This window comes from Aminobacter aganoensis, from assembly GCF_014206975.1.
In the GTDB taxonomy this organism is placed as follows: domain Bacteria; phylum Pseudomonadota; class Alphaproteobacteria; order Rhizobiales; family Rhizobiaceae; genus Aminobacter; species Aminobacter aganoensis.
On the sequence record NZ_JACHOU010000001.1, the window covers coordinates 681,620 to 701,935 of the forward strand.

The window sequence follows — 20,316 nt, forward strand, 5'->3', positions numbered from 1 at the left end:
AATGGCTATGTCGCAGCGGTTTCGTCCGCTCTGCCGGCCTCGCCGCCGATCCTTTGCCATTCCGGTCCGAACTGGTTGCGGAACCATGTCGACTGCCGCTTGGCATATTGCCGGGTCGCGATCTTGGCCCGTTCGATCGCCTCGTCGAAGCTCGTTTCGCCAGCGATTGCGGCAGCAAGCTCGCGCACGCCAATGGCCTTCATCGCCGGCAGTTCAGGCGCAAGCCTCATCGCCGTGATCGCCTTCACCTCGTCCAGCGCACCATTGTCGAGCATCCTGTCGAAGCGCAGGTCGATGCGCTTGACCAGCAGGTCGCGCTCCGGCTCGATGACGATGAACCGCGCTGTTGCCAGGTCGATCATCGGATGGCCGCGATCGGCCTGCCACTTCAGGATCGAGCGCCCCGATGCCTCGAGCACCTCCAGCGCGCGCACGATACGCTGGCCGTCGCTGGCCTTGAGCCGCATCGCCACCTCGCTGTCGACCCGCATCAGCAGCCGGTGCAGCCTGGGTGCGCCTTCCTCGTTCAGCCGCCAGCGCCAGCGGTCGCGGATTTCGGTCGGAATTTCGGGCATCTCCGAGATGCCTTCTGCCAGCGCCCGGAAATAGAGTCCGGTCCCGCCGACGAAGATCGGCGGCCTGTCGTCGAACAGGCCGCTGTCCGCCAGAACCGCCACGTCGCGCAGCCATGTCCCCGTGGAATAGGCCGTCGCCGGCGACACGTGGCCGTAGAGGAAATGCCGCGCGCGGCGGAGATCATCGGTGCCCGGCCGGGCCGTCAGCACGCTGAGCACGTCATAGACCTGCATCGAATCGGCATTGACGATCACGCCGCCGTCGCGCTCGGCAAGCTTAAGCGCCAGCGCCGACTTGCCGCTGGCCGTCGGCCCGGCTATCAGGGTCGCGTTCTTGATGCGCCCCTCGCTTGTTCCGGAATTTTCGATGCCGCTCGTCGCCACGCTCATGTCCCATCCCGACCGCGCTCTGCTGCTGCCGTCCCTTGCCGATAAGGCCTGCCGCGCCCTCGGTGCAAGCGCCATTGTGTGGCTCGACGCCAACATCGCCTGCGACATGGCCTTGCCATCGGGGCTTTCGGTCGACGACGCGAACGCAGCGCTGGCTGCCTCCCTTGCCGGCGAAACCATCGACTTCGTCGTCCAGGACAACGCGACGCGTAGGAAAAAGATCCTCATTGCCGACATGGATTCGACCATGATCGACCAGGAATGCATCGACGAACTGGCCGACGAGATCGGCGTCAAGGATCGTGTCGCCGACATCACCGCACGCTCGATGAATGGCGAAATCGCCTTCGAGCCGGCACTGCGCGAGCGCGTGGCCCTGCTTGCCGGCCTCGACGCCTCCGTCATCGACCGCATTATCGACACCCGTCTGACCCTCGCCTCGGGTGGCCAGGCGCTGGTCGCAACCATGAAGGCGCACGGCGCCTACTCAGCGCTGGTCTCCGGCGGCTTCGACGTGTTCACCTCGCGCATCGCGGCCAAGCTTGGCTTCGACGAAAACCGCGCCAACCACCTGATCGAAGCCGACGGCCGCCTCGCCGGCAAGGTTTCCGAGCCGATCCTCGGCCGCGCCGCCAAGGCCGATGCGCTGAACGAGATTTCCCGGCGCCTCGGCCTCACCGTGGACGATGCCATCGCCGTCGGCGACGGCGCCAACGACCTCGACATGATCCGCCTGGCCGGCAGCGGCGTTGCTCTCCACGCCAAGCCCTCCGTGGCCGCTGAAGCCAGGATCCGCATCGACCACGCGGATCTCACCGCCCTGCTCTATCTCCAGGGCTACAGCCGCAGCGACTTCGCCTGATGGAACCGCTCCGCACCCACCGCCTGATCCTGCGCAACTGGGAGGAGCGCGACCGCGTACTTTTCCATCGCATCAACGCCGACGACACGGTGATGGAGTTCTTCCCGATGCGCCGCAACCGTGCCGACAGCGACGCGCTGCTCGACAGGCTGGCGAGCGGCGTCGATCGAGATGGCTTCGGTTTCGCCGCCGCCGAGATTGCTGGGACCGGTGAATGCATCGGCTTCGTCGGCATCACTCGTACCGATCTGGAGCCCTTCATCCCACAGGGAACGATGGAGATCGGCTGGCGGCTTGCCCCCGAATTCTGGGGCAAGGGTTATGTCACCGAAGCGTCCGAGGCCTGGCTCGCTCACGCCTTCGACGTGATTGGCGAAGACGAGGTCGTTTCCTTTGCCGTCTGGAACAACCATCGTTCGACCGCCGTCATGCAGCGGCTCGGCATGCAGCACGACCCGTCTGGCGATTTCGACCACCCGCGCGTGCCCGAGACACATCCCGAATTGAAGCGGCACCTGCTCTACAGATTACCGCGCAGCCTGTGGCAGGAACGAAAAAAGGCGGCCAGATAACCGCCTTTTTCTTTTGTTTCAGTGAGTTGTCGCCGTTTCCGGACTCAGTCCATGCGGATCGTCACGAACCGCAGCTCGCCGGTCTTGGAGGCGAGCATCAGCAGTGCGTTCTTGCGGCCCTGTTCCTTCAGCGCGGTGATGCGGTCCATCACCTCCTTGGGCGTCGACACCGATTCCTGGGCGATCTCGGTGATCACCTCGCCGGCGACGATGCCGCGCTCCGCGGCAGCCGAATCCTTGGCGACCGCCGTCACCACCACGCCCGACACGTCGGCCGCGATGCCGAATTTGGCGCGCGTATCGTCGTTGAGCTCGCCGATGGTCATGCCGAGCATGCTTGCGGTTGCGACTTCGGCGCCCTTGTCGGCGCCCTCGTCCGGCTTGGCCGCTTCGCCTTCGGCCAGCTTCTCGCCATCCTCCAGCCTTCCGAGCGTGACCTTTACCGTCTGCTCGACGCCTTTGCGCACGATCACCACATCGACCGCCTTGCCCACCGGGCTCTCGGCGACGACGCGCGGCAGGTCGCGCATCTCGACGACATCCTTGCCGTCGAACTTGATGACCACGTCGCCCGGCTGGATGACGCCGTTGTCGACAGGTCCGCCCTTGATGATGCCGGCCACCAGGGCGCCCTTGGCGGTCGTCATGCCGAGGCTTTCGGCGATATCGTCGGTCACCGGCTGGATGCGCACGCCAAGCCAGCCGCGGCGCGTCTCGCCGAACTCGGTCAGTTGCTGCACCACGCCCGTCGCGATTTCGGCCGGGATCGAGAAGCCGATACCGATCGAGCCGCCCGACGGCGAAATGATCGCCGTATTGATGCCGATCACCTCGCCCTCCATGTTGAACAGCGGTCCGCCAGAATTGCCACGGTTGATCGCAGCGTCGGTCTGGATGAAATCGTCATAGGGGCCGGAATTGATGTCGCGGTTGCGCGCCGAGATGATGCCGACCGTCACCGTGCCGCCGAGGCCGAACGGGTTGCCGATGGCCATTACCCAGTCGCCGATCCGCATCTTGTTGGAATCGCCGAACTTCACCGCCGTCAGCTTCTTGGCCTTCGGGTCGATCTTGAGCACGGCAATGTCGGTCTTGGTGTCGGTTCCGACCAATTCGGCCTTCAGCTTCGAACCGTCCGAGAAATTCACCTCGATCTCATCGGCGTCGGCAATGACGTGGTTGTTGGTCACCACGATGCCTTGTTCGGCATCGACGACAAAACCGGAGCCGAGCGACTGCACCTTCTGCGAGCCGCCATTGTTCTGGCCTTCGCGGTCCTTGAAGAAGTCGTCGAAGAAGTCCTGGAACGGCGAGCCCTCGGGCAATTGCGGCATCGGGACAGCATTCTCGCCCTCCCCGCCCTTCACCGTCTGAGAGGTCGAGATGTTGACCACCGCGCCCAGCAGGCCCTCGGCGAGATTGGCGACCGATTCCGGCCCTTGCGCGAATGCAGGTGTCACGAAGGACGGGGCGGCGGTCGCACCGATCATCAGCGCCGTCGTGGCGGCCAGAGAGGCCTTTCGCATGGCGCGCAAAAGGGGCGTGGAAATCATCGATGAAGCCTCCCGGGCTGTCTTGGCTTTCAGCGCGCCGGGCCGTCCGGACGCGAAGCGCCATGATCAAAATAAATAAGGCCTGTTTGCGGCTATTGCCATCGGCGCGGAATAAATCATCCGTTATCCCCGGATGAGCCAGACAATGCCGACGCCGATGGCGATTGCGGCAAGGCCGACTGTCCTGAGGACGGCGTCGGGCATGTCGGTCACCTGCGCCGCCATCTTCCTGGCGGCGGCAGGAAAGCCACCATAGACCAGGCCCTCCAATACGAGGACCAGGCCTATGGCGACGATAAAGTCCCGCACCTGCTTAGTTGCTGGTGCTGGGGGCTGCAGCGCCGGCGGCGGGAGCCGGCGTTGCGTTGTTGCTGCTGTCAGGGCTGCGGAAGTAGCGGAAGAATTCCGATTCCGGCGACAGCACCATGGTCGTGCCGTCTGCATTCAGCGCGGTTCCATAGGCGCTCATCGAGCGGTAGAAATCGAAGAACTCCGGATCGCGGTTGAACGCATTGGCAAACACCGCGGAGCGTTGGGCTTCGCCCTCACCGCGCAGGATTTCCGATTCCTTCTGCGCCTCGGCGACGATCTCGACCACTTCGCGGTCGGCACGGGCGCGAATACGCTGTGCCGCTTCGCGGCCGCGCGCCCTCAGCCTTTCGGCCTCGGCCAGACGCTCGGCCTTCATGCGGTCGAAGGTCTGCTGCGACACCTCCTGGGTAAGGTCGGTGCGGCGAATGCGGACGTCCTGGATTTCGAGACCCAGCGACGTCGCGTCCGGCTGCAGCTGGTCGCGAACCTCGCGCATCATTGCCGCGCGCTCTTCCGAAAGTGCCGCTTCGAAGCCACGCACGCCGTAGACACGGCGCAGGGCCGCATCGAAGCGGGTGCGCAGGCGCTGTTCGGCCAGTTCCACGCTACCCGAAACCGTCGAGCGGAACCGGCGGGCGTCGTTGATGCGATAGGCGATGAAGGCATCGACGTCGTAGAACTTGCCGCCCGAAACCTGGACGCGGATGTCGTCGAGGTCGAGACGCAGCACGCGGTCCTCGATGACCTGCACATTGTCGGCCTCGAACATCGAGAACGGCGCCTTGAAGTAGATCCCCGGCTCGGTCTTGACGTCGACGATCTCGCCGAAACGCAGCACGATGGCTTGCTGGCGCTCGTTGACCACGAAGATCGACGACCAGATCAGGAACAGGATGATCGCGGCGAAAACGCCGATGATGGGAAGACGATTGGACATTAGTTGCCTCCCGCCGCCGGAGCGCGCTTCTGCAGTTCGGGCAATGGCAGATAGGGCACCACGCCCTGTCCGTTGCCCTGCTCGACGATCACCTTGCCGGAGCCCTGGAGCACCTTTTCCATCGTTTCGAGATAGAGGCGCTTGCGGGTCACGTCGGGCGCCTTGGCATATTCGTCATAGACCGAGATGAAGCGCTGGGCCTCACCTTCGGCTTCCTGCACGACACGGTTCTTGTAGGCGGCGGCGTCTTCGCGGACTTGCGCCGCCTCGCCTCGCGCCTGGCCGAGCTTCTGGTTCGAATACTGGTTGGATTCCTCGACGAAGCGGTCTTCGTCCTGTTCGGCACGCTGCACCTCGTCGAATGCATCGGCCACTTCGCGCGGCGGCGCAGCATCCTCGATCGAGATCGCGTTGACGGCGAGGCCCGCGCCATACTGGTCGAGCGTCGCCTGGATGATGTCGCGAACGCCGGCGGCAATGCCCTGGCGGTCGTCGCGGAAGATGTCCTGAGCCGGACGGCGCCCGACCACTTCGCGCATCGCGCTTTCGGCAATCTGGCGAACCATCACGTCTGGTTCGGAAACCTTGAACAGATAGGCTTGCGGGTCGGAGACCTGGTAGGCAACGGAGAACTTCACGTCGACGATGTTCTGGTCCCCCGAAAGCATCAGGCCGGACGAGGTGCTGCCGCGTACTTCGCCGATATTGACCAGCTTTTCAGCCGTGTTGACCTTCTCGACGGTTTCGATCGGCCACCAATGGAAATGCAGGCCCGGCTGCGACAGTTCCTGCTTCGGCTTGCCGAAGCGCAGTTCGACGGCCAATTCGTCAGGCTGGACGGTGTAGATCGACTGGAATGCCCACAGCGCCAGCAAGCCCGCGCCAATCAGGCCGAACACCATGGCGCTCGAACCGCCGCCGCCCGGAAGCGCACGCTTCAGCCGGTCCTGCCCCTTGCGGATGATGTCTTCGAGATCGGGAGGCGAGCCCTGCGGTCCACCTGGCCGCGGTCCCTGCCCCCAGGGGCCACCGCCGCCGCCGCCACCGCTGCCGCCGCCCCATGGGCCGCCGCCGCCTCCATTTTGATTGTTCCAGGGCATGAAAGTCCTTTCGACTACGTATTATTGGCGGCCGCGCCTGAAACGGCCGGATATTTCCTACCACCATCTATAGGCATGCGATCAAGCGCTTTCAACGCAATGGGCCGTAAGCGCTTCTGATTTCACTACATATGTATGAAACCACGACCTCAATGCACCTCGTGGCGCTTCTCGTAAACTGTATAGCGTGTCGCATGGCTGTCTTTTTCGCCGGCGGGCAATTCCTCCGAACGGACAACCGTCCAGACCGCCGGGTCGATCGTCGGGAAGCGTGTGTCGCCGTCGGGGCTGGCCAGCACATGCGTGACATGCAGCCGGTCGGCCAGCGGAAGCGCCTGGCGATAGATCTCGCCGCCACCGATCACGCAGATTTCGGTGACGCCCGGCTTCAGGCGTCCCTTCGCGGTGGCCAGTGTGATCGCGTCTTCGACCGATTGTACCGTCTCGGCGCCCTCGACCCGGTAGGCCGGATCGCGGCTGACGACGATGTTGAGCCGGCCCGGCAAAGGCTTGCCGATGCTCTCATAGGTTTTTCGCCCCATGATGATCGGTTTGCCCATCGTGTCGGCCTTGAAGCGCTTGAGATCGCTCGACAGCTTCCACGGCAGGCCGTTGTCGCGCCCGATCACCCCGTTTTCGGCAATCGCCACATAGATCGCTACGTCCATCAGCCGCCGCTCCCTTTGCCCGCGGCCTTGGCCTTGGCACGTTCGAACCCTCGTCAGGGCAATTTCGCTGCTCCCGCCACAATATGGACGGTCGCTTGCCATGACAGGCAAACTGTATGTTGCCCCCCGGCCATAGTCCAGATTCAGCCAAGGTTGTCCGCACCTTGAGACTGCGGCAATTGTGCAGGCCCGGGCCGTCGGCTTGCACAGATACGGTTGATGCTAGGAGTACAGGTAACCCACGCCGCGTATCGTCTTGATCACTTCCGGCTTGGAGGGATCGTTCTCGATCTTCTTTCGCAACCGGGAGATCCGGATGTCGATGCTGCGGTCGAAGGGATCCCAGCCGCGATCGTGGGCGAGTTCCAGCAACTGGTCGCGATTGAGCGTCTTTCCGCGATTGTCGGCGAAGACTTTCAGCAGCCGGAACTCCATCGGCGTGATGGCGATGTCGGCGCCCTCGGGATCGGACATCTTGTGGGTTTCCAGATCGAGCCGGCAATTGCCGAACCTGACGACATGCGGGCCCAGATGGTCGCCCAGGCCAATCGCCTGCTCGTGCCCCGATGTGCGCCGCAGCACGGCCTTGACGCGCGCAAGCAGTTCCCTGAGGTCGACGGGCTTGGCGATGTAGTCATCCGCGCCGACCTCCAGGCCGACCACCCGGTCGATGATCTCAGCCGAGCCGGTCAGCATGATGATGGCGACCTTCGAATGCTCGCGCATGTAGCGGGCCAATGACAGGCCGTCTTCGCCCGGCATCCGGATGTCGAGGATGACGACGTCGATGGGCTGGGTGTCGACGAGCTCGCGCAGCGCCGGCCCGGCGTCGGCGGTCGTCACGGCGTAGCCATTGCGTTCCAGATACTCCGCGACCGTGTCGCGTAAATCCGGCTCGTCGTCGCAGACAACGATGTGCGGGTTAGCGGTCAACGATTCCTCATCTCTGCTAAAAATAGCCTTCTTCGCAAGGGCAGGCAAACGCTGGCTTTCAGGCGTCACGGTTGACCAGCCGGGAGACGAAGGTCCGGAGTTCGAACGGCTTGACGGGCTTTTCCAGGTAGGGCCGTTTCGTCGCGCGCAAGAACACCTGAGCGTCCGGACTGATCGTGTCTCCGGTCAGGAAAGCCAGTCTGTCAGCCTCCGCCGGATGGAAGTCGGAGACATGATTGTAGAACCTGCGGCCATCCATGTCGGGCATCTTCAGATCGCTAAGAATAACATCGAATGTCCGCGATTTCAGCTGTTTCAACGCCTCCTTGCCGGATCCGGCAACGATGACGGTGAACCCATCCTGGGTCAGGATCTCGGCAATCAGTTCGCGGACGTCCTTTTCATCGTCCACCACCAGGCAGACGCGTCCCGTCGATTTCGGCAGTTCGATGGCCTCGGCCTCGGACCGCTCGGCAAGCCGGTCGGACGCGGGCAGCGAGACCACGAAGGTCGACCCACCACCCTCCGCCGTCTCCACCTGGATGGTGCCCTGGTGGGATTGGATGATGCGATGGCAGAAAGACAGTCCGATCCCGGTACCGGCCCCGACCTCCTTGGTGGTGAAGAACGGTTCGAAGATGCGCGGCAGGATCTCGCTCGGGATCCCGGGACCGGTGTCCGCCACCTTGACGAGAATGTTGCCGCTCTCCGGCTGCAGTTCGGTCGACACCATGATCTGCCTTTGCCCCTCCCAGCCATGCACCGCATGCTCGGCATTGACCAAGAGGTTGATCAGCACCTGGGTCAGTTGGTCGGGGTCGGCCCAAATCGCCGGCAGGTCCGGCGCGCGCCGGACCGAAAGCGATATGTCGGACGACTTGATCGAATAGCCCACGACCTCGACCGCTGCCGTAACGATGTCGTCGATGACGACGTTCGAGGTTCTGGTCGGCTGCTGCCTCGCCATCGCCAGGAACGTCCTGACGATGCGCGCGCAGCGCTCCGCGGCCCTGCTGATCTTGTCGGCCCGTTCGACCGTCTTGGGATCGGACGCCGTCTCCTTCAGAGTAAGGGACATGCCGAGGACCACCGACAGCGGGTTGTTCAATTCGTGCGCCACGCCGGCCAGCAAGCCGCCGAGCGCGGAAAGCTTCTCGTTCTGGTGCAGGGTCTCGCGCTGGCGCTCCAGCTGTTGCTGCATCTCGATACGGTCGGAAAGGTCATAGGTGTGGGAAACAATGACCTTGTCGCCGTGAAAATCGATCAGCCTGGCCGAGAGCGAGCACCAGCACGCGTCTCCGTTCTTGCGCTTGAGCTGCGTTTCGAAGTCATCGACCTCTCCCATCAGCAGCAGCCGTTCGACGAACTGCTTGCGATGCGCAGGATGGAGGTAGCTGTCGAAGGCGTTGTCGACGTCGCCGAGCAACTCATCCGAGGCCGGGCTCCGGTAAAGCAGCTTTCCATCGTCAGCGCGGGTCATCTGGATGCTGGCCGGGCAGGCCTCCAGCACCCTGCGAACCAGTTCATCGGCCTCCTTCGCAGCCAGTTCTGCGCGCTTGCGTTCCGTGATGTCGACGCGCGTGACCACGAAGCCGCCCTCGCGGGTCGGACAGTTCGAAACGAAGAACCAGCCACCATCGGTATGCTGGAACTCCTGCTGCCGAAACTCGCGCCGATCCTTGGCCCGCTCGACCAGCCAATCGTCGATCCTGTCCTGTGAAACCGGAAACTGGTTGCGCTGTGCGGTGACGCGCAGGAAGTCGAACCAGTTGACACCGGGAACCAGCACATCCGCGCTGAGGGCGTGCATCTTCCGGTACTGGCTGTTGGCCAGGACAAGGCGGTCGTCCTTGTCATAGAGCGCAAAACCTTCGGCAAGGGATTCGATGGCATCGATCAGGCGCTCGCTCGCCTGTCGGGTCTGGGTCTGGGCTTCGATGATGTCGGTGATATTGGACGCGTTGGAAACGATCACCGGCCGCCCCTGGAAATCGATCAGCCGCGCCGAGATCGAGCCCCAGAAGACATTGTCGTTGCTATCGTACTGCCGCACCCGAAAATCATCGATGCAGCCCTTGTCGAGAAGGACGCCGACCAGCGTCTTGCGATCGTCGGGATTGACGTAGTAGCCGCCGATCTGGCCGCGGTCGCCGTAAAGTTCCCTGCTGGCAGGGTTGCGGTAGAGCGTTTCGCCCTCGATCGTCGACATCCGCGTCGGCACCGGGCAGGCGTCGAGCACCTTTTGCATAAGTGCTGTGGCTTCATGCTTGATGGCTTCCGCCTTCTTGCGCTCTGTGATGTCGAGAACGCCGATGACCAGCGACGGCCGGCCGCGATAGTGGCTGCGGCGGCAATTCGTCGAACACCAGACGCTGGAGCCATTCGGCCGCCTGAGCTCGATTTCGTGATCGCGCAGGATGTCGTCATGGCCGACGCGTTCCGTGATCTTCTCGAAATCGTCGGGGTCGGCGAAATGATCGATGATGAACTGCGGCTCGTTCGGCCGCCACTTGCGCCCCAGCAGGCGCGAACCGTCGAGGCTCTCGTAGACGATCTGCTTGCTTTCCTCGTCGACGACCCAGACCGGAAGCGGATGGCTGTCGGTGATGCAGCGAAAGATTTCGGCACTGTCGAGATGTGCGATCTGGATACGCTTCATCTCGGTGATGTCGGTGCTGATGAGAGCGACGCCGCCATTGGGCCTGGGATGGCTGGTCAGCAGCCGCCAGCCGCCATCGACCGTCTGCGCTTCGAACGGGGGCACGTTGTCCTGGCGCCAGCGCGTCGCGACGTGGCGCGCAAATTCGTCCGTCGGCTCGACCTCGATGCCGTCGAAGCTCTTCAGATTCCGGAGAACCTTGCCGACGACGCCACCGACATCGGCCGGCCCGTCCTCTCCAGCAATGCTGGCGCCGCTGTCGCCGTAGATTGCGGCATTGGCGTCCTCGAGCACGTCGTGGATATCGAACAGCGCGTAGCCTGTTCGCGCATCCGCAACTCGGCATTCAGCTTGCATAGGTCGTCTCCTCGACGGAAGCCCGGCATCGTCTTCACGGCGGCGTGATCGCCGATCGCTGAATAGTCGCGCTTTGTTTCGACTTGAGGTCGAACCAAACCGATTTGTTTCAGTCTTTCCGGCATCCGGGCCGCCTGGGTGAACAAACGAAACTTTTTTCCCGCGACGCCGAGAACGAACTGAAACACGCGCGCGCTACGCTCAATTGCATCGACTTCGCTGGAAACGGTCTGCGCAGCGGACCCGACAGCCTACCAAAAAACCGGCAGGCTGTTGATGCCGTTGGCCGCAGGGCTCGAACGAGGTCAATCGACCATCCCAAGAGGAGAATTGAGATGAGACGGACCCTGATGGCGTTGTCCGCCATTGTTTCGGCATGCGGCGCGGCAGATGCCACCGACCTCGCATCGATCATGCAGTTTCCAAGCTTCCAGGGCATCGCATCGTATCAGCCCCACCAAGCGCCACGCTCGAAAGGCACCGAACCGAAGTCCGCGGCAACGGCGTCGCTCGGAGCCCCGTTCGTGCCAGGGCGATTGCGCTACATGTTCAAGGGCGCGCCGATGCGCTCCACCATTCATGGCGCGCCCGGTCTTTCTCCCGAGATGATGGCACCCCGCGGCGCCAATCGGCTCGTTCCGTGCCCGGCCATGCACCCGCCTGGCGATTGAGCGGCAAGCCACGGCGCCTCTGGCAATGGCCAGATTGAAACAAACGAAACACTTCCATCGCCTCCCTGAAAACGAGCTGAAATGAAAATGAACTATTCCTGAAGTGTCGCCGGTCCCTGGCGTCGCCAATTGACGGAGTCCTCCCAAATGTCTGCCCTTGCCATTCGGTCCCCCGCTGTTGCTTTCGTCCTCTCCCAGGGGGCAAGAATTCGCCTCGTCATCGAGGCATATCTCGCCCGCCGGGCCCATCACCGCGCCGTTCGCAACCTGTCCGAGCTGGACGACTACCTGCTCAAGGACATTGGTGTCGCGCGCTGCGAGATCGACTCGCTTGCCTACGGTTCGTCGGAACGGAAGCGTGGCCATGAACACGACATGGGCTGAGTTGAGCAGGTCGACCTTCACCGAGGTCGAGTTTCGGCTGCCCGTACTTGCGTTGCATGGCGCAGCCAGCAGCAGCACGCAATGGCATGGCCTGTCGGACTATCTCCGGGGCAGCTACCATGTCGTTGCGCCCGATCTGTCCGCCTTTGCCAGTTCCGATTCCGCAAAAAGCGCGATCGAGGCGATGGTCGACGAGCCCGTGCATCTCGTCGGCCATCTGCACGGCGCTGCGCTCGCGCTCGAGATCGCCCTGGAGCGGCCCGAGCTGGTGCGCAGCCTGACGCTGATCGAACCGACGGCTTTTCACCTGCTGCGGGACGGCGCCCCGTCCGACCGGGCACTGTTCGCCGAGCTTGTCGGGCTGGCCAACAGGATGAAAATTGCCGTCGAGGCGCATGACCCGGCAGGCGGCATGAGCGCCTATGTCGACTTCTGGTACGGCCGCGGCGCCTGGCAGCGAACCAGCCCGGGCCTGCGGCAGATGCTCGCCTCCCATCTGCCCCGGACTGCCGCGGGTCTGGCCGCTTCCCTTGTCGCCTCCTGGCCGGCCGACGGCTGTGCCCGGATCCGATGCCCGACGCTCGTGGCGATGGCGCTGGAAAGCCCGGCGGTCAGCCTGCGCGTAACCGAGATCGTCGCCGAAACGATCCCCGGCGCGCGCCTTGCCATGATTGCGGATGCCGGACACATGGCTCCGCTGACCGATCCGCACATCGTCGACCCCATGATCGGCGCGCATCTGAAGGCGGTGGACCGCCCAAGGCGCAAGCGCCGGCCATGGCACAAAGCCAGCCCGCGCAGCCCCGCGACCTGCCTGCCGGCGATCTGACTTTTCCCGCCTTCGACACGTTCAATCTCCACCTGTTGCCTGCACGGCGACAGGTGGAGATTTGCGTTTCGGCACCGCCAGCCTGCCCCAAGGAGCAACCGGCTTGATCGCCTGTCGCCCCTACCCGTCGAAGCCGGCGCCGCTGCCGAAGATTCCCTGCTGTTTCCCTGTCGCTCGCCCTGCCTGCTGCTCCAGCCGCCACCAGGCGACATCTTTCGCGGCCATGCCAGGCAGCCGCTGTGGCGGTCGATCCCTCCATATTTCCGCACCCGACGCAGATCTGAAACAAACGAAACACTTCTCCCCGGCGACAGAAAACGCCCCGCAACAGGAGACCGCTAGAAATGGGACGTCGCCGACATTGGCGTCACTCCCAAGAAAGGAATACTCGATGAAGACTCTGGTTCTCGCCGCCGCCTCACTCGCCATGATGTCCGGCGTCGCACTCGCCTCCTCGCAGAACGGCATGATCGCCAAGTTCAATTCGTCCGCTCGCGTCATCACTCTCGAGAGCGGCAAGAGCTTCACCATCCCGCGTGACGTTGCCCTTCCGCCCGTCCAGGTCGGCGAGCAGGTCTCGATCCAGCTCAACGACGAAGGCGACAAGGTTACCACCGTCCTGCGTTAATTCGAATCTCGACTGCCGCAGCGGCCGGACCAGCCGCCACAAAAGCCATGGACGCTGACGCGCTCCATGGCTTTCTTGTTCAGGCCGACAATGTCGCCGCGCACATGTCCGGTTTGGGCTGCCGTCAGACGGCCACGTCCGCAAGGATCGGTGGATAAGGATCGTAACCGCTCACCTCGAAGTCTTCGATCCTGTAGCCGTCGATGCTGTCCGGCTTCCGGAGCAACTTCAGGGTTGGGAACGGCCTCGGCTCCCTCGTCATCTGTTCGCGGGCCTGGTCGAGGTGGTTGAGGTAGAGGTGGATATCACCGCCCATCCAGACGAGGTCGCCGAGTTGCAGCCCCACCTGCTGCGCAACCATCGCCTGCAATGCCGCTCCACCGATGCAATTGAACGGCGCGCCGAGCAGCAGGTCGCAGGACCTCTGGAAGATCAGCATGTTCAGCCGCCCGGCGCTGGTGACATGGAACTGATACACCATGTGGCAGGGCGGCAGCGCCATCTGCCCGATCTCGGGCACGTTCCATCCATGGAAGAGCATCCGCCGGCTCGAGGGGTTCGTCTTCAGCGTCTCGATGACACTGGCGATCTGGTCGTGCTCGACCCCGTTGGCGTCCTGCCAGCGGCGCCACTGCTTGCCGTAGACCGGGCCGAGCTCACCCCATTTGAGCGCAAACGCCTGGTCTTCGACGATCCGCTGTTCGAAATCCTGCTGGGAAATGCTCTCGCCCGTCTCCTTCCGGTACTTGGCCAGCGGCCAGTCCGTCCAGATGCGTACCTTCTCCTGCAGCAGTGGCCGGATGTTGGTTTCGCCAGTCAGGAACCAGAGCATCTCCTTCACCGCCAGCTTCCAGTAGACCTTCTTGGTCGTGAGGATCGGCACAGTGCCATCGGACAGGTCGAAGCGCAGCATCGCGCCGAATGTCGACAAGGTGCCAACGCCCGTGCGGTCGATCCGCTTGTCCCCCTTTTCGAGGATGTGGGACATCAGGTCGAGATACTGGAATTCCGGATGGCGCAAGTTCGCTCCTTTGGACGGAGTTAGGCCCGCGTACTCGGGCAGGAAGCGGCTACGGCATTCCTTGGAAAGCCTCTAGCCATGTGGACGGAACTACTGGCTGCCGTCCGCTGCGCCCATGTCGGCAAAGTCGAGATCAAGGCGCAATCGGTCGGGCTCGATTCGGGAGTTCCCGATCATAGCGGAGCTGCCGGGCCTGAGGCAACGCGAGGCTGCGGCACCGCGCTGCTGCGCAGGCAAGTTGCCCACACGTCAAAACAACCAACGCCGGGCGGCAAAGCCCGGCGCTGGACGATCGACTTGAAGCAATGCGGCTTAGAGCGCGCCGAGCTTTCCCAGTTCCTTGGCCACCAGATAGTAGAAGGTGACACGGTTCTTGGTGTTGTCGGCCGACATCGCCTTGCAGACCTTCTCGAGCGCGCCGTCGGCCTTCTTGGCATCCTCGACGCCCAGCTTCTTGGCGATCCAGCCTGCCTTCACGCGGTCCAGTTCCTTGGGATCGGTGCACGAGACCAGCGAGGAATCGCGGTTCCGAAGCGCGATGCCCAGGTGCTTGACGATCTTGCTCACCACCTCTTCCTTGGCGCCGGCATCGTATTTCTTCACGTCTGCAAGATAGTCGCTCATGTGAATTCCCCTCGTCGACGAATTGGACTCATCTCGTGGGGACGGCCGGCCTTGACCGGTTCACGCAACGCAGGCTCCCCCAGCGCCGGGAGCTTCGGTTCGCGCAACGCGCGAGTCAACCCTGCGCCTTCGCGTGGTCTGATAAAACTGTTGCATATGGCTGCCTTGACTGGCCGTTCGACCTTTTCTTTTGCGCCGAGCCTCCCTATATTCGACGCGTCAGCTTGACTGACTATGGCGATAAACTGCCGATGAAATAAGCCATTCGGACCCGGGGGCGGTACCCGGCGCCTCCACCAAAATCCGCCGCGCAATGAGCGACGGTTTTTGCTGGGGGCGAAATAGGATCGACGAGGGTGTAAAGATCGGACTTTTGCTCGGCATTGTACCACCGTTATCGGGCTAAACTTGTAGTTGCAAACGACAACTATGCGGAAGCACGTCTCGCTGCTTAATGCGGCGCGATAGCTTCAAATCAAGTCCTAGCGGTTCGCACTGCTAGGCGGGGTTCGGAGGTACCTGGCAACAGAAACCTCCACTTCCCTCCCCCCATCTGCTTTCCCCAAGATATCAATTGCCGGCCTGCGTTGGCTTGCCGTTGCGTGGTTGATCCCGCAACGCCAGCCATCCTGTGCATGGCCGGTCCCCTTTTGCCTGGAGACCTTTCGATGACCCTGTATACCGATCGCTTTTTCGTGCTCACCGGCGGCCCCGGCTCGGGCAAGACCACGCTCGTCTCGGCACTGGCCGAAGCCGGCCATGCCACGTCGGTCGAGGCGGGCCGCGGTGTCATCAAGGATCAGGCCGCGATCGGTGGAACCGGCCTGCCCTGGCACGGTCGCGCACTCTTTGCCGAACTCATGCTGTCATGGGAAATGCGCTCGCACGCGATTGCCGGCGAGGCATCCGGGCCGGTCTGGTTCGACCGCGGCGTGCCCGACGTCATTGGCTATGCCAGGCTCGTCGCGCTGCCTGTTCCGGCACATTTCGAGCGCGCCGCACGGGAGTTCCGCTACAATCGCCAGGTCTTCATCCTGCCGCACTGGCCCGAAATCTTCACCCAGGACAGCGAGCGCAGGCAGGACGAGGATGAGGCCCGGCGCACCCACGCAGCGATGATCGAAAGCTATGCGGCGTGCGGCTACGATCTCGTCGAAGTGCCGAGGGCACCGGTCGCGGAACGGCTCGCCTTCGTCCTGGAACGCTCGCGCCAGCCCTGAACCTGGCTCATGCAGCACTTGGCAGTTGCAACCCTTCCGCGAACGTCCGGTTGCGGCCGGCGCGCTTGGCGGCATAGAGGATCTTGTCGGCGCGGCCGATCACGTCCCACAGCCCCTCGCCGGGATGGGCCTTGGCGATGCCGAAGCTGCAGGTCACCGCGAAATCCTGGGGCAACCCGGAAAAATGGGCGATTGCGATCTCGCGGCGCAATTTCTCGGTCAGGCTGTATGCCTGGTCCAGGGAACAATTCAGCACCATGATGAACTCTTCGCCTCCCGTCCGCGCGGCTACGTCGCCGGCCCGCAGCCTTTTCCTCATGATCCCGGCGAAGGTCGCCAGCACGAGGTCGCCGGCGGCATGGCCGAACCGGTCATTGATGTCCTTGAAACGATCGATGTCGCAGGCAACGACGCCGAGCGGCTTGCCCCGACTGGCCGACAGCAGGCGTGCTTCCCGTCCCTGCAGGCCGCGGCGATTCAGCAATCCCGTCAGCGGATCGGTGTCGCGTTCGCTCTTCAGCGCCAACACGATGTCGGCGCAGGCGACCACCAGCAGACCGAGACCTAGCGCTGCGCCAATCAGGGACATGCTGAACTGCGCCCAGATCCAGAACTTGGATTCGAAGAATGCGTCGACATCGTCGGTCGGAACCGAATTGCCGTCGAGCAGGACGCGCGCGAAAAAGGTCAGCCCCAGTCCAAGAAACAGCCAGACCATGGCGCGGTCAACGACATTGCCGCGCATCAGGTCCCTCAGTTTCCACGCTCCGCTCAGGATGATGCTGCCCATGCCGATGTTGAGGGCGTAGACGCGGACCTGGAGATTGTTGTCGACGAAATAGAAATAGCACAGCAGGCCAACGATTGCCGCGAACCAGGCCGCATGCAGGGCCGCCGGCATCGACCTGCTTGAGCGCGCCAGCGCGCCTTCGACCAACAGCAGCGGCCCCGCGGCATAAAGCATGGCCGAGACGATGGTGTTGTAGCCGATATCGGGAGGCCAAAGGGCGAACTGCACGATAGTGGCGCTTCCGACTGCCGCAAAGGCAAGCGAGAAGAACAGCAGATGCCGCCGGCGTCGCTCAAGCAGCCACACGCAAAAGAACGTTGCCGCAAACAGCAGCAGCAAGGCGGAGGGGATAAGCTTCAAGATTTTCGATGGCCTCGGCGTCGTCGCTCTACTTCCGGTGGTCTTGGCAATGACTTACCGACCCATAGGTAAATAAGACGATATCAAGGCTGCATGAAGGTAGGCGCGACATTTCGGCTCGATCCCGACAGTCATCGCACGACCATCGGCACTGACGATTGCGGGGCCGGACGACCATCGTCCGGCCCCGCAAAGTTCATTCGGCCGGCGCCTCCATCGCCACGTCGCGATGACGGCCGAGCGTCACCTGGGCAAGCGCGAAGGCGATGACCGCCGACGTCGTGATGCCCACCACCATTGGCAGCGGCGTGCCATCGAAGAACAGGCCGGCTACCGCCATTGCGACCGCGCCGGTGGCAAAATGCAACGTTCCCATCAGTGCCGACGCCGTTCCGGCAATCTCGCCATGCTCTTCCATCGCCAGCACCGAAGTCGTCGGGATGACCAAGCCGAGGAAGCCGTAACCGATGAACAGAAGAACAGCCAGCACATCGAGCCGGTCAACGCCCGAGGCGAATACGGCGAGCAGCACCACCATCATCGTGGCATAGCCGACCACCGCGACCCGCACCACGCGCCGCAGCCCGAATCGTTCGGTCAGGTATCCCGTCAGCTGCGACATGCCGATGAAAGCCACGGCATTGATCGAGAAGAACACGCTGTAGACCGACGGCGACAGGCCGTAATGGTCGATCAGGATGAACGACGAATTGGCGAGATAGACGAAGAAGCTGGCGATGCCGAAGCCGCCAATAAACGTCAGGCCGAGGAAATTGCGGTCGCCGAGCAGGAAGCGATAGCCGCTCAGCGCGCTGCGTACCGAGCTTTCGGCCCGATGCGCGGCCGGGCGCGTTTCCTTGAGCGAGGTCGACAGCAGGACGATCGCCAGTACCGCCGCACCGGTCACGACCCAGAACACGGCGCGCCAGCCGAAACCTTCGATCACCAGCGAACCGGTCAGCGGCGCCAGGATAGGCGAGACGGAAAAGACCAGCATCAGCAGCGACATCAGCCGTGCCGCCTCGGTGCCGGTGTGCAGGTCGCGCACGATGGCACGCGGCACCACCATGCCGGCCGAGGCACCTAGGCCCTGGACGACGCGGAAGGCGATCAGCCATTCGATGTTGGGCGCCAGTGCTGCCCCCACGCCGCCGATGGCAAACAGCACCAGCCCGATATAGAGCGGCGCCTTGCGGCCTATCATGTCGGAGATCGGCCCGACGACGATCTGGGCCAGCCCCATCGCCAGGAAGAAAACGAGCAGGCTCATCTGCACGGCGGCAGTGCTGGCATTGAGATCGGCGCCGATCGTCGGCAGCGCCGGAAGATACATGTCGATTGCAAACGGGCCGATGGCCGACAAAAGGCCGAGGACGACCGCTACGCGGAGGAATTGGGGTGTCATGGGCGTGATTCTTTCGGATCTGGTTTCCGCCGCGACAAGGCGGCGACGTGTAATCCAAGGACGTTCCGCAATCCGTGTTTCCGACTCCTCCCGAACCGGCCGCATCGAATTGAGTACATATTTTTAGACAGACTTGTCCAAATCGTCAATCACCTGTATATAAAAACTCCATGACACCTGCCATCGCTCCTGACATTGCGGTCGTCCCCCGCAGCCACACCGCCAAGCGCCTCTCGATCATCGATGCTGCGGCATGCGTCTTTTGCCGCGAAGGCTTTGCCGGCGCTAACATCGACCTCATCGCAGCCGAGGCCGGCGTCTCGCGCCAGACCGTTTACAATCATCACGGCGATAAGGAGAATTTGCTGGTTGCAGTAGTCCGAGAAATCACCGAACGGATCAATGCAGGCGTTTTCGACACGCTCGCCACCTTCCCCGACAAGCCGGTCGATCTCGAGGCCGACCTCGTGGCTTTCGCGGTGCGGCTCAACCAGAATTGCATCTGCAACCGCGACGGCAAGTTCCTGCGCAAGCTCCTGCATACGGAGGGCGAGCGTTATCCCGCGCTTTTCGCCGGCTGGCGCGAGGATGGTCCGGCAAAGACCTGGGCTGCCCTTGCCGCGCGCTTTGCCCGCCTGGCGCATGCCGGATGGCTTGAAATCGACGACCCCGACGTCGCCGCCCGCCAGTTCCTGGCCCTCGTCAACGCCGATCTGCAGATGGCGATGATCTTCGGCGACACCGTCTCGGAGGAGCAATTGAGGACCGCCGCGACCAACGCGGTGCGCTGCTTTCTCCGCGCTTACGGCAAGCCTCGCCCGGCTGCAATCTGATCATCTTCAATACCGCGCTATATCCGGTTTACGCCGGGCTCAAGCTTGATTACAGGTAAGGGGACGATTCAATCGGACCCGCATCGACATATGGCCGAAGACCAGATCCGCTACGATATTCTCGCCCAGGAGGCACTGCGCGGCGTTATGCGCAAGGTCCTGGCGGAAGTCGCGCGAACGGGCCTGCCGGGCAACCACCATTTCTTCATCACCTTCATGACCGGCGCGCCCGGCGTGCGCATCTCCAGCCGCCTGCACGAGCGCTACCCCGAACAGATGACCATCGTCATCCAGTTCCAGTACTGGGACCTGAAGGTCACCGATACCGGCTTCGAGGTCGGCCTGTCGTTCTCCGACGTGCCGGAAAAGCTCGAGATCCCCTTCTCCGCCGTGCGCGGCTTCTATGACCCCTCGGTCAATTTCGAACTCGAGTTCGAGGTCAAGGCCGAGCCAGCAGCCGCGGCAGAGGAAACACCGGCCAAGCCGGAACCGATCGCCGTCGTCAAGCCGGCCGAGCGCAAGGCTGCACCGAAGAAAAAGGCCAGCGCAGAGGCTGAAACGCCGGAAGAACCGGCTCATGGCAAGGGCGCCGACGTCGTATCGCTCGACGCTTTCCGCAAGAAGTAACCCCGG

The 20,316-nt window shown here is 63.1% G+C and carries 21 protein-coding genes and 1 other RNA gene; 10 read left to right on the forward strand and 12 right to left on the reverse strand.

The window, feature by feature from the left end:
• Nucleotides 1–5: 5 nt before the first annotated feature.
• Nucleotides 6–965: a tRNA (adenosine(37)-N6)-dimethylallyltransferase MiaA gene (miaA, locus tag GGR00_RS03350; RefSeq protein WP_184697859.1), complete on the reverse strand. Its 960-nt coding sequence runs from the start codon at nt 963–965 to the stop codon at nt 6–8.
• On the opposite strand from miaA, the gene serB reads away from it, so the two are divergent.
• Nucleotides 943–1,827 (forward strand): phosphoserine phosphatase SerB, encoded by an 885-nt coding sequence (gene serB / locus GGR00_RS03355; RefSeq protein WP_184697862.1) that lies wholly within the window; start codon nt 943–945, stop codon nt 1,825–1,827. The two genes, miaA and serB, sit on opposite strands and share 23 nt — an antisense overlap.
• Complete coding sequence (locus GGR00_RS03360) at nt 1,827–2,399, forward strand: GNAT family N-acetyltransferase (RefSeq protein WP_184697865.1); 573 nt, start codon at nt 1,827–1,829, stop codon at nt 2,397–2,399. The genes serB and GGR00_RS03360 overlap by 1 nt, the downstream gene beginning before the upstream one ends.
• A 44-nt stretch (nt 2,400–2,443) precedes the next feature.
• Here GGR00_RS03360 and GGR00_RS03365 read toward each other — a convergent pair whose 3' ends face one another.
• From GGR00_RS03365 to GGR00_RS03395, 7 genes are all read right to left on the reverse strand, one after another.
• A complete protein-coding gene (locus GGR00_RS03365) occupies nt 2,444–3,952 on the reverse strand; it encodes a DegQ family serine endoprotease (RefSeq protein WP_055969548.1) in 1,509 nt (502 codons plus the stop codon).
• A 123-nt stretch (nt 3,953–4,075) separates the two neighbouring features.
• On the reverse strand, nt 4,076–4,261 hold the full coding sequence (locus GGR00_RS03370) for a DUF2065 domain-containing protein (protein ID WP_055969551.1): 186 nt from the start codon (nt 4,259–4,261) through the stop codon (nt 4,076–4,078).
• A 4-nt stretch (nt 4,262–4,265) separates the two neighbouring features.
• The gene (hflC, locus tag GGR00_RS03375; protein ID WP_055969554.1) at nt 4,266–5,201 is read right to left on the reverse strand and encodes a protease modulator HflC; all 936 of its coding nucleotides are present in this window, start codon (nt 5,199–5,201) and stop codon (nt 4,266–4,268) included.
• Complete coding sequence (gene hflK, locus GGR00_RS03380; RefSeq protein ID WP_055969559.1) at nt 5,201–6,301, reverse strand: FtsH protease activity modulator HflK; 1,101 nt, start codon at nt 6,299–6,301, stop codon at nt 5,201–5,203. The genes hflC and hflK overlap by 1 nt, the downstream gene beginning before the upstream one ends.
• A gap of 149 nt (nt 6,302–6,450) precedes the next feature.
• Nucleotides 6,451–6,969 carry a dihydrofolate reductase gene (locus GGR00_RS03385; protein ID WP_184697868.1) on the reverse strand — a complete coding sequence of 173 codons (519 nt, stop codon included), beginning with the start codon at nt 6,967–6,969 and terminating at the stop codon, nt 6,451–6,453.
• A gap of 222 nt (nt 6,970–7,191) precedes the next feature.
• On the reverse strand, nt 7,192–7,902 hold the full coding sequence (locus tag GGR00_RS03390) for a response regulator (RefSeq protein ID WP_184697871.1): 711 nt from the start codon (nt 7,900–7,902) through the stop codon (nt 7,192–7,194).
• A 58-nt stretch (nt 7,903–7,960) separates the two neighbouring features.
• Complete coding sequence (locus GGR00_RS03395) at nt 7,961–10,918, reverse strand: PAS-domain containing protein (RefSeq protein ID WP_184697874.1); 2,958 nt, start codon at nt 10,916–10,918, stop codon at nt 7,961–7,963.
• Nucleotides 10,919–11,022: 104 nt separating this feature from the next.
• Here GGR00_RS03395 and GGR00_RS03400 point away from each other — a divergent pair, with 104 nt between their 5' ends.
• From GGR00_RS03400 to GGR00_RS03415, 4 genes are all read left to right on the forward strand, one after another.
• Entirely contained in the window at nt 11,023–11,589 is a 567-nt protein-coding gene (locus GGR00_RS03400) for a hypothetical protein (RefSeq protein ID WP_184697877.1), read from the forward strand.
• 147 nt (nt 11,590–11,736) lie between these two features.
• Nucleotides 11,737–11,973, forward strand: coding sequence for a DUF1127 domain-containing protein (locus GGR00_RS03405; RefSeq protein ID WP_184697880.1), 237 nt, complete (start codon nt 11,737–11,739; stop codon nt 11,971–11,973).
• A complete protein-coding gene (locus GGR00_RS03410) occupies nt 11,954–12,802 on the forward strand; it encodes an alpha/beta fold hydrolase (RefSeq protein ID WP_184697883.1) in 849 nt (282 codons plus the stop codon). Before GGR00_RS03405 ends, GGR00_RS03410 begins: the two co-directional genes overlap by 20 nt.
• Before the next feature lie 391 nt (nt 12,803–13,193).
• The gene (locus GGR00_RS03415; protein ID WP_055969581.1) at nt 13,194–13,430 is read left to right on the forward strand and encodes a DUF1344 domain-containing protein; all 237 of its coding nucleotides are present in this window, start codon (nt 13,194–13,196) and stop codon (nt 13,428–13,430) included.
• A gap of 124 nt (nt 13,431–13,554) precedes the next feature.
• On the opposite strand, the gene thyA is transcribed toward GGR00_RS03415, so the two are convergent.
• Nucleotides 13,555–14,451, reverse strand: coding sequence for a thymidylate synthase (gene thyA / locus GGR00_RS03420; protein ID WP_156381058.1), 897 nt, complete (start codon nt 14,449–14,451; stop codon nt 13,555–13,557).
• A gap of 312 nt (nt 14,452–14,763) precedes the next feature.
• Nucleotides 14,764–15,075 carry a DUF2853 family protein gene (locus GGR00_RS03425; protein ID WP_055969586.1) on the reverse strand — a complete coding sequence of 104 codons (312 nt, stop codon included), beginning with the start codon at nt 15,073–15,075 and terminating at the stop codon, nt 14,764–14,766.
• A 179-nt stretch (nt 15,076–15,254) separates the two neighbouring features.
• Between GGR00_RS03425 and ssrA the strand changes: the two genes are divergently transcribed.
• Together ssrA and GGR00_RS03435 are read left to right on the forward strand one after the other, a co-directional pair.
• Nucleotides 15,255–15,615: a transfer-messenger RNA gene (gene ssrA, locus GGR00_RS03430) on the forward strand.
• Between the two features lie 128 nt (nt 15,616–15,743).
• Nucleotides 15,744–16,295, forward strand: coding sequence for an AAA family ATPase (locus GGR00_RS03435; protein WP_184697886.1), 552 nt, complete (start codon nt 15,744–15,746; stop codon nt 16,293–16,295).
• Between the two features lie 7 nt (nt 16,296–16,302).
• Here GGR00_RS03435 and GGR00_RS03440 read toward each other — a convergent pair whose 3' ends face one another.
• Together GGR00_RS03440 and GGR00_RS03445 are read right to left on the reverse strand one after the other, a co-directional pair.
• Nucleotides 16,303–17,445: a GGDEF domain-containing protein gene (locus GGR00_RS03440; protein ID WP_184697889.1), complete on the reverse strand. Its 1,143-nt coding sequence runs from the start codon at nt 17,443–17,445 to the stop codon at nt 16,303–16,305.
• A gap of 196 nt (nt 17,446–17,641) precedes the next feature.
• Entirely contained in the window at nt 17,642–18,850 is a 1,209-nt protein-coding gene (locus GGR00_RS03445) for a multidrug effflux MFS transporter (RefSeq protein WP_184697892.1), read from the reverse strand.
• 170 nt (nt 18,851–19,020) lie between these two features.
• Between GGR00_RS03445 and GGR00_RS03450 the strand changes: the two genes are divergently transcribed.
• The gene (locus GGR00_RS03450; protein ID WP_184697895.1) at nt 19,021–19,683 is read left to right on the forward strand and encodes a TetR/AcrR family transcriptional regulator; all 663 of its coding nucleotides are present in this window, start codon (nt 19,021–19,023) and stop codon (nt 19,681–19,683) included.
• 90 nt (nt 19,684–19,773) lie between these two features.
• Nucleotides 19,774–20,310 carry an SspB family protein gene (locus GGR00_RS03455; protein WP_055969610.1) on the forward strand — a complete coding sequence of 179 codons (537 nt, stop codon included), beginning with the start codon at nt 19,774–19,776 and terminating at the stop codon, nt 20,308–20,310.
• Nucleotides 20,311–20,316: the final 6 nt, after the last annotated feature.

What these genes read in the sequence shown, in the direction of transcription:
- GGR00_RS03385 (WP_184697868.1), bottom strand. Translation starts at nt 6,969, where the DNA reads ATGGACGTAGCGATCTATGTGGCGATTGCCGAAAACGGGGTGATCGGG.
- GGR00_RS03425 (WP_055969586.1), bottom strand. Translation starts at nt 15,075, where the DNA reads ATGAGCGACTATCTTGCAGACGTGAAGAAATACGATGCCGGCGCCAAG.
- GGR00_RS03360 (WP_184697865.1), top strand. Translation starts at nt 1,827, where the DNA reads ATGGAACCGCTCCGCACCCACCGCCTGATCCTGCGCAACTGGGAGGAG.
- GGR00_RS03445 (WP_184697892.1), bottom strand. Translation starts at nt 18,850, where the DNA reads ATGACACCCCAATTCCTCCGCGTAGCGGTCGTCCTCGGCCTTTTGTCG.
- hflC (WP_055969554.1), bottom strand. Translation starts at nt 5,201, where the DNA reads ATGTCCAATCGTCTTCCCATCATCGGCGTTTTCGCCGCGATCATCCTG.
- GGR00_RS03415 (WP_055969581.1), top strand. Translation starts at nt 13,194, where the DNA reads ATGAAGACTCTGGTTCTCGCCGCCGCCTCACTCGCCATGATGTCCGGC.
- GGR00_RS03365 (WP_055969548.1), bottom strand. Translation starts at nt 3,952, where the DNA reads ATGATTTCCACGCCCCTTTTGCGCGCCATGCGAAAGGCCTCTCTGGCC.
- GGR00_RS03435 (WP_184697886.1), top strand. Translation starts at nt 15,744, where the DNA reads ATGACCCTGTATACCGATCGCTTTTTCGTGCTCACCGGCGGCCCCGGC.
- serB (WP_184697862.1), top strand. Translation starts at nt 943, where the DNA reads ATGCCGCTCGTCGCCACGCTCATGTCCCATCCCGACCGCGCTCTGCTG.
- miaA (WP_184697859.1), bottom strand. Translation starts at nt 965, where the DNA reads ATGAGCGTGGCGACGAGCGGCATCGAAAATTCCGGAACAAGCGAGGGG.
- GGR00_RS03455 (WP_055969610.1), top strand. Translation starts at nt 19,774, where the DNA reads ATGGCCGAAGACCAGATCCGCTACGATATTCTCGCCCAGGAGGCACTG.
- GGR00_RS03395 (WP_184697874.1), bottom strand. Translation starts at nt 10,918, where the DNA reads ATGCAAGCTGAATGCCGAGTTGCGGATGCGCGAACAGGCTACGCGCTG.
- GGR00_RS03410 (WP_184697883.1), top strand. Translation starts at nt 11,954, where the DNA reads ATGAACACGACATGGGCTGAGTTGAGCAGGTCGACCTTCACCGAGGTC.
- hflK (WP_055969559.1), bottom strand. Translation starts at nt 6,301, where the DNA reads ATGCCCTGGAACAATCAAAATGGAGGCGGCGGCGGCCCATGGGGCGGC.
- GGR00_RS03405 (WP_184697880.1), top strand. Translation starts at nt 11,737, where the DNA reads ATGTCTGCCCTTGCCATTCGGTCCCCCGCTGTTGCTTTCGTCCTCTCC.
- GGR00_RS03450 (WP_184697895.1), top strand. Translation starts at nt 19,021, where the DNA reads ATGACACCTGCCATCGCTCCTGACATTGCGGTCGTCCCCCGCAGCCAC.